The organism is Methylomonas koyamae (assembly GCF_019669905.1).
Lineage (GTDB): Bacteria > Pseudomonadota > Gammaproteobacteria > Methylococcales > Methylomonadaceae > Methylomonas > Methylomonas koyamae.
Genome location: NZ_AP019777.1, coordinates 3,429,922 through 3,443,844 on the forward strand (window position 1 = coordinate 3,429,922; position 13,923 = coordinate 3,443,844).

The window sequence follows — 13,923 nt, forward strand, 5'->3', positions numbered from 1 at the left end:
GGAGCGGCAGGGATGCCGCTCGTTTTCGGAGGGCCAGGGATGGCCCTTCCGAAAACCCTCGACAAAAGCGAGAAGCGCAGGAAATTGGCGGAATTCTGGGTGGCCTTTCTTTTGGTGACTTTTCTTTGGCCAAGCAAAGAAAAGTTACTCGGCTGTCGGGCCGAGACCCGACTTTAAAATCAGCCGTCGCGGCAGCGACACCTTCCTACCACCCTCATCCTAACCTTCTCCTTTATGCCCTTTGTGGGTACCGAGGGAGAAAGAACAGACCGCACCGAACATCAGTTTATGAACATCAAGCTATGTAACACAAAAAATCAAAGCCACCCTCCCCGACAATGGATGCCCGCATCCCTGCGAGCATGACAACCCATCACTTCCTCTCATGCCCAAACTGAAAAATCACCGGATTGCCCTGGTTATGAATAATCACCTCCTTCTTCGGCTCGTCGCCTATCGCCCCCGGCTGCGCTGAACTGCCCGCCCCGGCAACCGCCGGAATCTCCCGCACTTCCACCCGCACGTCCGGCATCCATTTCGGTTTGAATAACTCGGTTCTGACGCGGCCCGGCTGCTTGGGTAGCGGTGCATGTTCCAACACATCCAGACAAGCCGTGCCGATCTGATCCACCAGCTTATCTACAATCCGCGCCGGCAATACGTCCTTATCCAAAGCATGGGCACTGAAAGTCGATTCGCGCTCAATCAGCACGGCTTGATTTTCGGCGTCGCGCAAACTGCAAGTCACCGGGAGCACGTCGGCTTTTTGGAAATCGACGGCGCGCGGGTCGGAGTTGCCGCTGGAAAAGGAAAATCCGACCGGCGTTTCCCGCCGCGCCACCTTACCCAGTCTGGCTTGCAAGCGATGGCTGAACGGCCCGTTGGCGCTGAGCGGAAACTGCCATTCCGCCAGATTGTTCCTGACCCGTTCGGCCAGGTTCGCCGCGTCCAACGCAATGCCGAATTGGCGCAGATTGTCGTCGGCCAGTTCGAACGCAATCGCTTGCAGCGGCTTGACCGCTTCCTGCTCGGCCGCCAATGCCGAACCGGCAAAACCCGCTACGGCAAAAGCCAAAACGTAAAAACAGTTTTTCATAATCGTTTCTCTCCCAAGTTGCTTGCCACTCTACGGACGCCGCGAGTTGCCGGCCATACGTCAAATGACTGATGAGTCATTCGCCCGATTGTGGCAGGCCTGCACAAAATTCAAAAATTTCCCCGAAGTTTACGAGCGCCACGGCCGCCGGCTCTGGCAAGTTTTAACTAAATAGGGGAATGCAAATGACGGGTTTTAATCGACAAAAAACCGGCAGCCGGGTGATCGGGCTGCTGAGCGGCATGGCCTTGGGCGCCATCGGCCTGAGCCAGGCGCCGGAAGCGACGGCCGGGGCCACGTTCAAAATCGACGATACCAAATGGGTCAGCGTCGGCGCCGGTTTACGCACCAGTTTCCGCGCCCAGGAAAGCGCTGCCGGCTCCGGTGCGGAAAAATGGAGCAACGATTTCAACCTGGACAACATCCGTTTATACATCAACGGCCAAATCCATAAATACCTGAAAGTGGAATTCAACACCGACTGCCAAACCTGCGGCAACGGCGGCGAGGTGCGGGTGCTGGATGCGATCGGCAAATTCGAGGTTAACCCCTACGCCAACTTGTGGGTGGGCCGGATGCTGGTCCCGGCCGAACGCCGCGAGATGAACGGTCCGTTCTACAGCGCCGTCTATAACATCTTCTCGGCCGGCACCCCGTTCGAGCCTTCCGACTACAACTTGACGATCGGACCGGACGGCAATTCGGCCGGCTCCTTCGGCCGCGACGACGGTGTCACGTTCTGGGGTGCGGCACTCGACGGCCGACTCCAGTACGCCGCCGGTTTCTTCCGCGGCCTACGCGGCGGCGCCAACGCCGATCACAACATCCTCTATGCCCAACGCGTGGCTTATAACTTCTGGGAAGTCGAGAAAAATCCCGGCTATTACACCTCCGGCACCTACTACGGCAAAGGCGGCGACATCCTGACGGTCGGCATCTCCAACCAATACCAGGAAGACGGCGCCGGCACCACGGCTAACCCGGCCAACTTCCGCGGCACCACCGCCGACATCTTGTTCGAAAAAGTCTTGCCCGGCGGCGGCGTCGTCACCTTCAACGGCGAGTACAAAAACTACGGCCTGTCCAATGGCTTCGGCCAGGCGCAGCGCGATGCGGCGACATCGTTTGCTGCCGGTACGTTCGACATGTTCGAAGGCAACGCCTTCGACGTCAGCGGCATGTATTTATTCCCGCAAAAAGTCGGTATCGGCCAATTCCAACCGTTCTTGCGCTACGTCAACGTCGCGCCCAGCACCAGTTCCACTCGCGAAGTCTACGAGGCCGGCATCAACTACATCATCGACGGCCACAACGCCAAGATTTTCGCCAGCTACCAATACGGCGATTTGTTAACCAAGGGCATCAACTACAAATCCACCGCCACCGGCGACGACGTCAGCCAAATGATGGTCGGCTTCCAGTGGCAGATTTAAACGTAGGACGTAGGGTGGGTACCGATTAGGTGCCCACGCGAAGCAAAAGCCTTCACGCGTGGGCATTGCATGCCCACCCTACGAAACGGGCAATCCATCGCCCACGATTTCTTCCCGACATAGGACTATAACGATGAAACTACTGAGCAATTCCTTCCGCAAACTGGCTAGCGCGACAGCCCTGTCCGCCGCGCTATTCGCGACCGCCACCGCGGCCCAGGCCGAAGATACGATCAAGGTCGGCGTGCTGCATTCTCTGTCCGGCACCATGGCAATTTCCGAGACCACGCTGAAAGACACCATGCTAATGCTGATCGACGAGCAGAACAAAAAAGGCGGCTTGTTGGGTAAGAAGCTGGAGCCGGTCGTGGTCGATCCGGCCTCCAACTGGCCGTTGTTTGCCGAAAAAGCCCGCGAGCTGCTGACCAAGGACAAAGTGTCCGCCATCTTCGGCTGCTGGACCTCCGTATCGCGTAAATCGGTATTGCCGGTGATCGAAGAACTGAACGGCATCCTGTTCTACCCGGTGCAATACGAAGGCGAAGAATCGTCCAAAAACGTGTTCTACACCGGCGCCGCGCCGAATCAACAAGCGATTCCGGCCGTCGATTACCTGATGAACGACCTGAAAGTGCAACGCTGGGTCTTGGCCGGTACCGACTACGTCTATCCGCGCACTACCAATAAAATTTTGGAAGCGTATCTGAAAGCCAAAGGCGTTAAACCGGCGGACATCATGATCAACTACACCCCATTCGGCCATTCCGATTGGCAAAGCATCGTCGCCGACATCAAGAAATTCGGCTCGGCCGGCAAGAAAACCGCGGTGGTTTCGACCATCAACGGCGACGCCAACGTGCCGTTCTATAAAGAATTGGGCAACCAAGGCATCAAAGCCGAAGACATTCCGGTCGTGGCTTTCTCGGTCGGCGAGGAAGAATTGTCCGGGATGGACACCAAACCGCTGGTCGGCCACTTGGCAGCCTGGAACTACTTCATGAGCGTCGACACCACCAAAAACGCCGCCTTCATCCAGCAATGGAAGGACTACATCAAGAACCCGAAACGCGTCACCAACGACCCGATGGAAGCGCATTACATCGGCTTCAACATGTGGGTGAAAGCGGTCGAGAAAGCCGGCACCACCGATCCCGAAGCGGTGCAAAAAGCCCTGATCGGCGTCGAATTCCCCAACCTGACCGGCGGCACCGCCAAAATGCTGCCCAACCACCACATCAGCAAACCGGTGTTGATCGGCGAAATTCAGGAAGACGGCCAATTCGCTACGGTCTGGCAAACCAACAAGGTGGTCGACGGCGACGCCTGGTCCGATTTCCTGCCGGACAGCAAACCGATCATCGCCGACTGGACCGCGCCGATCAATTGCGGCAACTACAACACCAAAACCAAGAAGTGTTCAGGACAGAACTACTAACAACGGAAGTTATCCCCGCGAGGCGCGCGACACGGAAGTCGCGGGCTTCGCCCCTGACAGGAATCGCGATGCAAACCAACCGTTTTAGAACCCGTTTAAAAACGCCGTCCGGTTTACGCCCGGCCGACCGTTCCCCCAAAAACAGCCTCTTGAGCATGATGACTACTACTTCTACTCAGACCGGAATCGAAACCCGCGGCGTTTTTAAACGGCTTTTCGAACGCGTTTCTGGCAACTCCCACTGGAATACGGTTCGCCCTGAGCCGGTCGAAGCACTTTACGCCAAGCGCTTAAACAGTCTCGGTCCGAGCGGAGTCCCGGCAATAGACCGGTCCGGCTGGCTAATCAGAACCGGACTCGTGCTGCTGATTGCTGCGGCGGCTTTAGCCGTCCGGCCGGCACTGGCCGACGCAACCGGCAACCCACTGGATTTGCTGCGCCAAGGCAGCATGCCGGAGCGGGAGCAAGCGGTCGAACAACTAGCAGCCGACAGCGCCAATTTAAAACTATTGCAAGCCTTGCAGGACGGCAAGCTATTCGAATTAAAAACCGAAGCCAAACTGGTCATCGGCCAGGAACACGACAGCGGCTACAGCCTGACCGACCCGACCAGCGGCGCCAGCCTCGGCGACGTGGAGCGCGGCGCGGTCGGCAAAATCAATTTGAACAACAAGCTGCGTAGCCTGCTGCGCAAAGCCATCGGCCAATTGCAACTCAACCACGCCGACCCGGAGGTACGTCTCGGTGCGGTGCAGGCCATGGCTAAAAACGTCGACGACAAAGCACTCGCGTTGTTGAAGGACCATCTGGACCACGAGGCCGATGCCGACATTCAAGCCGCAATCCATACCGTACTGCTGTTGCAGGACATCAACAGCCCGGATAAAAGCCAGCGCATCAATGCGATCACGACCTTGAAGGAGTTCGACAACCAGGATGCCGTCAACAAACTGCAAGCCTTGACCGAAAAAGATGCCGACGGCAATTTCGTCGAAGCCGACAGCGATATCCGCAATCTGGCCGAAGCGGCCTTGATCAAAATCCGCGGCCGCATGCAGGCTTATGCCGCCATCGAAACCGTGTTTTTTGGTTTAAGTTTGGGCGCGGTGCTGGTGTTGGCCGCGATCGGTTTGGCGATTACCTTTGGCGTGATGGGCATCATCAACATGGCCCACGGCGAACTGATGATGCTGGGCGCGTATACCACTTATGTCATGCAGCAAATCATGCCCAACAACCTGGGCACCGCATTGATTCTGTCGATACCGATGGCGTTTTTAGTCGCCGCCCTGGTCGGCATTGCCATCGAGCGCGGCATCATCCGCTTCTTGTACGGCCGGCCGCTGGAAACCCTGTTGGCGACCTTCGGCGTCAGCCTGTTCCTGCAACAAGCCGTGCGCTCGATCTTCTCGCCGCTGAACCGCAGCGTGTCGACGCCGGAATGGATGAGCGGATCCTGGCAAATCAACGACTTCCTGTCGCTGACCTGGAACCGCTTCTACATCCTGATCTTCTGCCTGCTGGTGTTTACCGCGCTGCTGCAAATCTTGAAGCGTACCAAACTGGGTCTGGAAGTAAGAGCCGTGGCGCAAAATCGGGGCATGGCTAGGGCGATGGGTATCCCAACTTCAAGGGTCGATGCGATGACTTTTGGCTTGGGTTCCGGTATTGCCGGCGTGGCCGGGGTAGCTTTAAGCCAGATCACCAACGTCGGTCCGAACTTGGGCCAGGCCTATATTGTGGATTCGTTCATGGTCGTGGTGTTCGGCGGGGTCGGTAATTTATTTGGCACCTTGGTCGCCGGCTTCTCGTTGGGCATTGCCAACAAGGTGTTGGAGCCTTATGCCGGGGCGGTGTTGGCTAAGATTTTGGTGTTGGTGTTCATTATTTTGTTTATTCAAAAGAAGCCTAGGGGGTTGTTTCCGCAGAAAGGGAGGGCAGCGGAATCTTAATTTTTGTGTCGCTGCCGCGACGGGATTTGCTGGTTCCCATGCGCTGCGTGGGAATCAGGGTTAGCCGCGCTGCGGCACGAAATTCACCGCAGGCGCGGAACTATCGCATTCCCACGCAGCGCGTGGGAACGAGAGAACGGTGGGCAAAGTTGCCCACCCTACGCAATTTTGGGTGGCGGATGGTTTTAACCCCGTATACCGCGCCGAGCACCGGAGTTTTTGAATGGACAAATCGGCAGGATTGCCGATTTGCATGCGCAGCACCCGAAGGGCGAGGTACATGGATGTACCGAGTGAGTAGCCCGCAGGGGCGATGCAGGGATGCATCGCGTTGACGGAGGGGCAGGAAGCCCCTTCCGTCAACCCCATTCAAAAACTTCGGCGCGCAGGACACAAGCGGCATCCGGGCCGCCCTTCTTTTGGATACTTTTCTTTGGCGGAGCAAAGAAAAGTATCTCGGCTGTCGGGCCGAGACCCGACATATAAATAAGCCGTCGCGCCAGCGACACCAAACAACGGTAGTCAAATGAATATAAGCAATCTGACCCAAGATAAAACCTACACCACCGTCCTAACCACGTTAGCCTCGGTAACCCTATTAATCCCCCTCTGCAACCTAATCTTCCCCGAAGACTCGGCCCTACATTTCTCCGCCTACTCAGTCTCCCTAATAGGCAAATACCTAACCTTCGCCCTACTCGGTTTGTCACTCGACATGGTCTGGGGCTACGCCGGCATTCTGGTCCTCGGCCAAGGCGCATTTTTCGCGCTAGGCGGCTATGCAATGGGCATGTATTTGATGCGGCAAATCGGCACCCGCGGCGTCTACGGCAACGCCGAGCTGCCCGACTTCATGGTGTTCCTGAACTGGACAGAACTGCCCTGGTATTGGCTCGGCTTCGAGAACTTCGGCTTTGCGATGCTGATGGTGTTACTGGCACCGGGCCTGCTGGCTTTCGTGTTCGGCTGGCTGGCTTTCCGTTCGCGCGTCACCGGCGTGTATCTGTCCATCATCACCCAGGCTCTGACCTACGCCTTGTTGCTGGCCTTTTTCCGCAACGAAATGGGCTTCGGCGGCAATAACGGCCTGACCGATTTCAAAGACATCCTCGGCTTCAATATCCAATCCGAAGCGGTCCGTTCAGTGTTGCTACTGATGACAGGCCTCAGCCTGATCGGCGCACTGCTGCTGTGCCGCTGGATCGTCAACAGCAAACTGGGCCGTGTGGTCACGGCAATTCGCGACCAAGAATCGCGGGTGCGCTTCCTGGGTTACCGGGTGGAATTGTTCAAGCTCTGGGTGTTCGTGTTCGCGGCGATGCTGGCCGGTTTGGCCGGCGCGCTGTATGTGCCGCAAGTCGGCATCATCAACCCCAGCGAATTCTCGCCGCTCAACTCCTTGGAAATCGTCATCTGGGTGGCGGTCGGCGGTCGCGGCACGCTTTACGGGGCCATCATCGGCGCTGTGCTGGTCAACTACGCCAAAACCGTGTTGACTGGCTTAATGCCGGACGCCTGGCTGTTCTGCCTGGGCGGCGCCTTTATTCTGGTGACCTTATTAATGCCCGATGGCATCGTCGGCCTACTGCGCCGCCGCGCCAAACCTAAACCCGAATCCACTCTTAACGCTACCGGAGGACAACCGGCATGATGATCTCGGCTGCATCCACACCCGAAGGCGGCGCCAGCCTGCCCTTGGCCGGCGAAGTCGACGCCCGCCACGGCCCGATTCTGTATATGGAAGACGTCAGCGTCAGCTTCGACGGCTTCCGCGCCCTCAACCACCTGTCGCTGTACATCGACGACGGCGAATTGCGCTGCCTAATCGGCCCGAACGGCGCCGGCAAGACCACGCTGATGGACGTCATCACCGGCAAAACCAAGCCCGACAGCGGATCGGTGTTTTTCGGCCAGACCATCGATTTGCTGGAGCTGGACGAACCGGCCATCGCCCAGGCCGGCATCTGCCGCAAGTTTCAGAAACCCAGCGTGTTCGACGCGCTGACCGTGTTCGAGAACCTGGAACTGGCCTTGAAAACCGACAAACGCACCTGGCCGACCCTGTTTCATAAATTAAACGCCGAGCAGCACGACCGCATCCAGGACGTGTTGCAAACCATCGCCCTACCCGCCCAACAACGGCAATTGGCCGGCGCGCTGTCGCACGGCCAGAAACAATGGCTGGAAATCGGCATGCTGCTGATGCAAGACCCGAAAGTAATGTTGGTCGACGAACCCATCGCCGGCATGACCCATCAGGAAGTCGAGCGCACCGCCGAATTATTGCTGTCCTTGCAAGGCAAACATTCCATCGTCGTCGTCGAGCACGATATGGAATTTGTACGCAGCATCGCCCGCAAGGTCACCGTGCTGCACGAAGGCTCGGTGCTCACCGAAGGCACCATGGACGAAGTCCAAAACGATCCGCGCGTGATCCAAGTTTATCTGGGGGGATGATGTTAAACATTAGCGCATTGCAACAATACTACGGCGCGAGCCACACCTTGTGGGACCTGGATTTAAGCGTGCCGGCCGGGGCCTGCGTCTGCCTAATGGGCCGCAATGGCGTCGGCAAAACCACGCTACTCAAAGCCATCATGGGTCTGCTGCCGGTATCCGACGGCAGCATCCAATTCGACGGCGTGGAACTGGCCAAAGCCAAGGCCGAATCGCGCGCCGAATTGGGCATAGGCTATGTGCCGCAGGGCCGGGAAATCTTTCCACTGCTAACCGTGGAAGAAAACCTGAAAACCGGCTTGCGCGCCGCCCACAAACACGGCATCAAAAAAGTCCCGGACAGCATTTTCGAGATTTTCCCGGTGCTGAAACAAATGCTGAAACGCCGTGGCGGCGACTTGTCCGGCGGCCAGCAACAGCAATTGGCCATTGGCCGAGCCTTGGTATTGAATCCGCGCCTATTGATTCTGGACGAACCCACCGAAGGCATCCAACCCAACATCGTCAGCGAAATCGGCGACGTGATTATCCGCTTGAACAAATCGCGCGGCGTGCCTACGCCAAGCCCCAAGCCGGAAACCGGCGAAATCCACCAAGCCATCGATCGGATTCATAAAGAACTGGGCGTAACGGTATTGCTGGTCGAACAAAAACTGCCCTTCGCCCGCAAGGTGGCGAACCAGTTTTGCATCATGGACCGGGGTAGGCATGTGGCGGTGGGGGCGATGGACGCGTTGGCCGATGATATGGTCAAGCGTTACCTCACAGTCTGAATATTCCTCTCTTTGCAAAAGCGGGGCTAATGGAGATTTTCTAAACGGGCGTAGGATAGGCTGAACAACGTGAAGCCCATCGTAGTTATTCAAAGCTTGATCACGGAGAAATGAAAATGAATTCCGATAAATTTTTGCTGGCCGCAGGAGCGCTATTGTTGGCTTGGTCGATGCGTAGTGAGGCACATGACAGTTACGATGCCATGATGGAAGGCGGCAATCTTCTGCAATTGACCCGTGCTTTAATCCATCCGATATTGGAAATCCCTTATCTGCCGGCCTTGCTGATTAGCGCATTGATTTTGGGATTCGTGTTCGGCCCGGTTATATTGCACCTCATCCGCCAGCGCGACGCGAACAAAGCGCAGCATCCGCACCTGTCGGAAAAATCGGCCATCGCGCCTAAGACCAAGAACTTGTAACCCTACCTTACCATGCCAGCTAACTGCGCCGCTTTAACCCACACAGCTGCCTCAACCGCTACCACGGCGTGGGAAGCCGAATTAACGCTGGGCTTTAGCCAACGCGGCGACAAAACCGCTTTGGTCAAGCGCCAGCATCGCGGCCCATTAACGGTACAGAGGCCGTTTTATCCGGAAGGCGAAGTCTGCCACGTATACCTGCTGCATCCACCCGGTGGCGTAGTGGCCGGCGACCGTTTGACCATCAACGCCAACGTCGAATCCGAAGCCCAAGCCCTAATCACCACCCCGGCCGCCGGCAAGTTTTATCGCAGCGGCGGCGGCGAAGCCCAGCAGACTGTTAATCTCAAAGTTGCTGAACACGCCAGCCTGGAATGGCTGCCGCAGGAAACCATCGTTTACCAAGGCGCCCGCTTACATTCGAGCATGACTATCGATCTGGCCGAGCGTGGCCGCTTCATCGGCTGGGAAATATTAGCCCTGGGCCGCCCGGCCGCCGACGAAGGTTTTGACAATGGTTCAGCCAACCTAAATTGGCGCATCAGTCGTGCCGGGCGTTTGGTATACCTGGAACTCTTGCGTCTGGATGCGGCCGCCTTCCAAGCCCGCTGGGGCTTATCCGGGCATTCTGCGTGCGGGACGTTGTTTGCTTATCCTGCTACATCTTTGCATTTGGCGGCGGTGCAGGCATTGATTGGTGATGAACCGAATCGTGGGGTGACCTTGATTGAGGGCTTGTTGATTTGTCGGGCGTTGGATAAGCGGGCGGATTTGTTGAAGGGCTTTTTTGAGAAGGTTTGGGGATTGGTGCGGGGGGACGTGGTTGGTAAGGAGGTTTGTTTGCCGAGGATTTGGGCGACATGAAGTTTTGAATTTGCTCGGAGACTAGCCCCCTCTCCCGCTGGGAGAGGGTTGGGGTGAGGGGTTTTGTGTCGCTGACGCGACAGCTTTATTTTGAAGTCGGTCCGCAAACCGACGTTAAAAAACCGTCGCGACAGCGACACCAATTAAACAAGCAGCCACATTAACCAACGTCAATACTCATAGTGATACCGCAACTGAGCAATCCACAACATATCGCCGGCAACCTTGTAAACGATCCTATGCTCGTCGTTAATCCGCCGCGACCAATAGCCGGACAAACCGTGTTTCAGGGGTTCCGGCTTGCCGATGCCTTCGAAGGGTTGGCGCTGAATTTCCTTTATCAGTTGGTTAATGCGTTTAAGTATGGCTTTGTCGGTGGCTTGCCAGTACAGGTAACTGTCCCAGGCGTCGGACGAAAAGGTGATTTTCACTCAATCAACTCGCGCTCGCTGCCTTGGCCGGATTCCAATTCGGCAATGGATTCCAGCAAGCGGCGGGCGTTGGCTGGCGAGCGCAGCAGGTAGGCGGTTTCTTCCATGGCTTGGTAGTCTTCCAGCGACAGCATCACCACCGGCGACTCGCTTTTGCGGGTGATGATGATGGGGGCATGGTCGGCACAAACCTTGTCCATGGTTTTGGCTAAATTGGCGCGAGCGGCGCTGTAACTGATGGCGTCCATGGGCGCTCCTTTTGTACAAAAAAGTGTACGATAGCTTAACGCCGACAGTTGGTTACTGCAAATTAGGAAAAACGCGTGGGCTCGATAAATCCACCCACTCTACGAAAACACGACTTTAACTAGACAAACCACCATGCAATTAACCCCAAGAGAAAAAGACAAACTCCTCCTCTTCACTGCCGCCCTGCTCGCCGAGCGCCGCAAAGCCAGAGGCTTGAAACTCAACTACCCGGAAGCGGTGGCTTATATCTCCGCCGCGATCATGGAAGGCGCCCGCGACGGCCAAAGCGTAGCGGAGTTGATGAGCTATGGACGAACGTTGTTGAGCCGTGATGACGTGATGGACGGCGTAGCGGAAATGATTCCCGACGTACAGGTGGAGGCAACGTTTCCAGATGGCACTAAATTGGTAACGGTACATGAGCCAATTGTTTGATGTACCCGTGGGCACAAAAAGCGTGTGCCCACCCTACGAAAATTCGCCAGAAAGCCAAGAAAATCCAATAGGTAGGGTGGACACGATGCTTCGTGCCCACGCGGAAAACCCAATTTAAAAGGAGCCCCACATGATCCCCGGAGAAATATTCCCCGCCGCCGGCGACATCGAACTGAATGTCGGTCTGGCCACTGTCAAAGTCCTGGTTGCCAATAGCGGTGACCGGCCAATTCAAGTTGGCTCGCATTACCATTTTTACGAAACCAACCCTGCTCTGCATTTCGACCGCGAGGCGGCGCGCGGCTTTAGATTGGACATCCCGGCCGGCACGGCGGTGCGCTTCGAGCCCGGCCAGCAGCGCGAAGTGCAGTTGGTGGCTTTCGCCGGCGAACGCAAGGTCTACGGTTTTAGAGGTGAGGTGATGGGCGCATTGGAGAAACACGCATGAGCAAAATCAGCCGACACGCTTACGCCGACATGTTCGGCCCCACCACCGGCGACCGCTTGCGGCTGGCGGACACCGATTTGATTCTGCAAGTCGAAGCCGATTACACCGTCTACGGCGACGAGGTGAAATTCGGCGGCGGCAAGGTGATCCGCGACGGCATGGGCCAAAGCCAGCTAGATAGCGAACACGCGGTGGATTTGGTGATTACCAACGCCTTGATCATCGACTATTGGGGCATCGTCAAAGCCGATGTTGGCGTCAAAGACGGCCGCATTTTCAAGATCGGCAAAGCCGGCAATCCGGACGTGCAAGCCGGCGTTGACATCATCGTCGGCCCCGGCACCGAAGTCATCGCCGGCGAAGGCCAGATTCTGACCGCCGGCGGCATCGACGCCCACATCCATTTCATTTGCCCGCAGCAGATCGAGGAAGCGCTGTGCTCCGGCGTTACCACCATGATCGGCGGCGGCACCGGCCCCGCCACCGGCACCAACGCCACCACCTGCACGCCGGGGCCGTGGCATATCCAGCAAATGCTAAAAGCGCTGGACGGTTTGCCGATGAACTTTGGCTTGCTCGGCAAGGGCAACGCCAGCCTGCCCGGCGCTTTGGTAGAACAGGTCAAAGCCGGGGCAATGGGCCTGAAACTGCACGAAGACTGGGGCACTACGCCGGCATCGATTGATTGCTGCCTGGGCGTGGCCGAGGATTACGACGTACAGGTGGCGATCCATACCGACACCTTGAACGAATCGGGCTTTGTCGAAGACACCTTCGCCGCCTTCAAGGGCCGCACCATCCACACCTACCATACCGAAGGCGCCGGTGGCGGCCATGCGCCGGACATTATTAAGGCTTGCGGTTTGGGCAACGTGTTGCCGTCTTCGACCAATCCGACCCGGCCTTATACAGTTAACACTGTCGATGAACATTTGGACATGCTGATGGTCTGCCACCACCTCGACCCGAGTATCCCGGAAGACGTGGCCTTCGCCGAATCGCGCATTCGCCGCGAAACTATCGCCGCCGAGGACATCCTGCACGACCTGGGGGCGTTTTCGATGATTTCGTCGGATTCGCAAGCGATGGGCCGGGTCGGCGAAGTGGTGATCCGCACCTGGCAGACCGCGCACAAAATGAAGGCGCAACGCGGCGCGCTGGCCGGCGACCCAGCGACGAGCGACAACCAGCGCATCAAACGCTACATCGCCAAATACACCATCAATCCGGCTATCAGCCACGGCATCAGCCACGAAGTAGGCTCCATCGAAGCCGGCAAACTGGCCGATTTGGTGTTGTGGCAACCGGCCTTCTTCGGCGTCAAACCCAGTTTGGTGATCAAAGGCGGTCTGATCGCCGCCGCGCCGATGGGCGACGCCAACGCCTCCATCCCCACCCCGCAACCGGTGCATTACCGGCCGATGTTCGGCAGCTTCGGCCGCACCGCAGCCAACACCTCGATGATCTTTCTGCCGCAAGCGGCGGTATCGGCCGGCGTGGCCGGGCAATTGGGCTTGCAGAAGCGGGTCGGTGTCGTGCGGAATACGCGAAATATAGGCAAGTCGGATATGAAGCTGAACGACTATCAGCCGGCGATGGAGGTTTGTCCGCAAACTTATCAAGTCAAGGCGGATGGAGTGTTGTTGACCTGCGAGCCGGCGGTGGTGTTGCCGATGGCGCAGCGGTATTTTTTGTTTTGATTTTGTTTGGGTTTGACTGATTCCCAAACTCCGGCTGGGGAATCGGAGCGCTCGAAAGCTCCAGCTTTTGAATATGTGTCGCTACCGCGACGGATTATTTGGACGTCGGGTCTCGGCCCGACAACCGACATTTAAAACATCCGTCGCGACAGCGACACAATAAAACCAAAAGACATCAAATAATCTAGAAGCCGACGTGTCGGGTTACTCTTCGCTAACCCGACCTAC

The 13,923-nt window shown here is 57.2% G+C and carries 14 protein-coding genes; 11 read left to right on the forward strand and 3 right to left on the reverse strand.

Translation table 11 applies throughout. From position 1 onward, the window contains the following. Positions 1-373 precede the first annotated feature (373 nt). On the reverse strand, positions 374-1,096 hold the full coding sequence (locus MKFW12EY_RS15380) for a hypothetical protein (RefSeq protein WP_054761876.1): 723 nt from the start codon (positions 1,094-1,096) through the stop codon (positions 374-376). A gap of 179 nt (positions 1,097-1,275) precedes the next feature. Here MKFW12EY_RS15380 and MKFW12EY_RS15385 point away from each other — a divergent pair, with 179 nt between their 5' ends. From MKFW12EY_RS15385 to MKFW12EY_RS15420, 8 genes are all read left to right on the forward strand, one after another. Continuing rightward, positions 1,276-2,529, forward strand: a complete 1,254-nt coding sequence (locus MKFW12EY_RS15385) for a hypothetical protein (protein WP_221053313.1) — start codon at positions 1,276-1,278, stop codon at positions 2,527-2,529. Between the two features lie 133 nt (positions 2,530-2,662). Further along, positions 2,663-3,964 (forward strand): urea ABC transporter substrate-binding protein, encoded by a 1,302-nt coding sequence (gene urtA / locus MKFW12EY_RS15390; RefSeq protein ID WP_054761874.1) that lies wholly within the window; start codon positions 2,663-2,665, stop codon positions 3,962-3,964. A gap of 365 nt (positions 3,965-4,329) precedes the next feature. Then, positions 4,330-5,916, forward strand: a complete 1,587-nt coding sequence (gene urtB, locus MKFW12EY_RS15395) for an urea ABC transporter permease subunit UrtB (protein WP_245006520.1) — start codon at positions 4,330-4,332, stop codon at positions 5,914-5,916. Positions 5,917-6,442: 526 nt separating this feature from the next. Next, positions 6,443-7,567, forward strand: coding sequence for an urea ABC transporter permease subunit UrtC (urtC, locus tag MKFW12EY_RS15400; protein WP_221053314.1), 1,125 nt, complete (start codon positions 6,443-6,445; stop codon positions 7,565-7,567). Continuing rightward, positions 7,564-8,373: an urea ABC transporter ATP-binding protein UrtD gene (gene urtD / locus MKFW12EY_RS15405; RefSeq protein ID WP_221053315.1), complete on the forward strand. Its 810-nt coding sequence runs from the start codon at positions 7,564-7,566 to the stop codon at positions 8,371-8,373. Before urtC ends, urtD begins: the two co-directional genes overlap by 4 nt. After that, entirely contained in the window at positions 8,373-9,146 is a 774-nt protein-coding gene (locus MKFW12EY_RS15410; protein WP_054761870.1) for an ABC transporter ATP-binding protein, read from the forward strand. The genes urtD and MKFW12EY_RS15410 overlap by 1 nt, the downstream gene beginning before the upstream one ends. Before the next feature lie 116 nt (positions 9,147-9,262). Further along, positions 9,263-9,568 (forward strand): hypothetical protein, encoded by a 306-nt coding sequence (locus MKFW12EY_RS15415; protein ID WP_157199387.1) that lies wholly within the window; start codon positions 9,263-9,265, stop codon positions 9,566-9,568. Between the two features lie 12 nt (positions 9,569-9,580). After that, positions 9,581-10,432, forward strand: coding sequence for an urease accessory protein UreD (locus tag MKFW12EY_RS15420; RefSeq protein ID WP_054761866.1), 852 nt, complete (start codon positions 9,581-9,583; stop codon positions 10,430-10,432). A 170-nt stretch (positions 10,433-10,602) separates the two neighbouring features. Here the strand turns inward: MKFW12EY_RS15420 and MKFW12EY_RS15425 are convergent, their stop codons facing one another. Both MKFW12EY_RS15425 and MKFW12EY_RS15430 read right to left on the reverse strand, forming a co-directional pair. Then, on the reverse strand, positions 10,603-10,863 hold the full coding sequence (locus MKFW12EY_RS15425) for a Txe/YoeB family addiction module toxin (RefSeq protein ID WP_054761864.1): 261 nt from the start codon (positions 10,861-10,863) through the stop codon (positions 10,603-10,605). Continuing rightward, entirely contained in the window at positions 10,860-11,111 is a 252-nt protein-coding gene (locus tag MKFW12EY_RS15430; protein WP_054761862.1) for a type II toxin-antitoxin system Phd/YefM family antitoxin, read from the reverse strand. The genes MKFW12EY_RS15425 and MKFW12EY_RS15430 overlap by 4 nt, the downstream gene beginning before the upstream one ends. Before the next feature lie 133 nt (positions 11,112-11,244). Between MKFW12EY_RS15430 and ureA the strand changes: the two genes are divergently transcribed. The 3 genes from ureA (at position 11,245) to ureC (ending at position 13,695) form a co-directional block, all read left to right on the forward strand. Further along, entirely contained in the window at positions 11,245-11,547 is a 303-nt protein-coding gene (gene ureA, locus MKFW12EY_RS15435) for an urease subunit gamma (RefSeq protein WP_054761860.1), read from the forward strand. 130 nt (positions 11,548-11,677) lie between these two features. Continuing rightward, complete coding sequence (locus MKFW12EY_RS15440; protein WP_054761858.1) at positions 11,678-11,995, forward strand: urease subunit beta; 318 nt, start codon at positions 11,678-11,680, stop codon at positions 11,993-11,995. After that, a complete protein-coding gene (gene ureC / locus MKFW12EY_RS15445) occupies positions 11,992-13,695 on the forward strand; it encodes an urease subunit alpha (RefSeq protein WP_221053316.1) in 1,704 nt (567 codons plus the stop codon). Before MKFW12EY_RS15440 ends, ureC begins: the two co-directional genes overlap by 4 nt. The last annotated feature ends 228 nt before the right edge of the window (positions 13,696-13,923 follow it).

Excerpts from the sequence above, each read along its gene's own strand:
- urtD (WP_221053315.1), top strand. The coding sequence starts at position 7,564 with ATGATGATCTCGGCTGCATCCACACCCGAAGGCGGCGCCAGCCTGCCC.
- ureA (WP_054761860.1), top strand. The coding sequence starts at position 11,245 with ATGCAATTAACCCCAAGAGAAAAAGACAAACTCCTCCTCTTCACTGCC.
- MKFW12EY_RS15415 (WP_157199387.1), top strand. The coding sequence starts at position 9,263 with ATGAATTCCGATAAATTTTTGCTGGCCGCAGGAGCGCTATTGTTGGCT.
- MKFW12EY_RS15430 (WP_054761862.1), bottom strand. The coding sequence starts at position 11,111 with ATGGACGCCATCAGTTACAGCGCCGCTCGCGCCAATTTAGCCAAAACC.
- MKFW12EY_RS15440 (WP_054761858.1), top strand. The coding sequence starts at position 11,678 with ATGATCCCCGGAGAAATATTCCCCGCCGCCGGCGACATCGAACTGAAT.
- MKFW12EY_RS15410 (WP_054761870.1), top strand. The coding sequence starts at position 8,373 with ATGTTAAACATTAGCGCATTGCAACAATACTACGGCGCGAGCCACACC.
- urtA (WP_054761874.1), top strand. The coding sequence starts at position 2,663 with ATGAAACTACTGAGCAATTCCTTCCGCAAACTGGCTAGCGCGACAGCC.
- urtC (WP_221053314.1), top strand. The coding sequence starts at position 6,443 with ATGAATATAAGCAATCTGACCCAAGATAAAACCTACACCACCGTCCTA.
- MKFW12EY_RS15385 (WP_221053313.1), top strand. The coding sequence starts at position 1,276 with ATGCAAATGACGGGTTTTAATCGACAAAAAACCGGCAGCCGGGTGATC.
- MKFW12EY_RS15380 (WP_054761876.1), bottom strand. The coding sequence starts at position 1,096 with ATGAAAAACTGTTTTTACGTTTTGGCTTTTGCCGTAGCGGGTTTTGCC.
- MKFW12EY_RS15420 (WP_054761866.1), top strand. The coding sequence starts at position 9,581 with ATGCCAGCTAACTGCGCCGCTTTAACCCACACAGCTGCCTCAACCGCT.
- ureC (WP_221053316.1), top strand. The coding sequence starts at position 11,992 with ATGAGCAAAATCAGCCGACACGCTTACGCCGACATGTTCGGCCCCACC.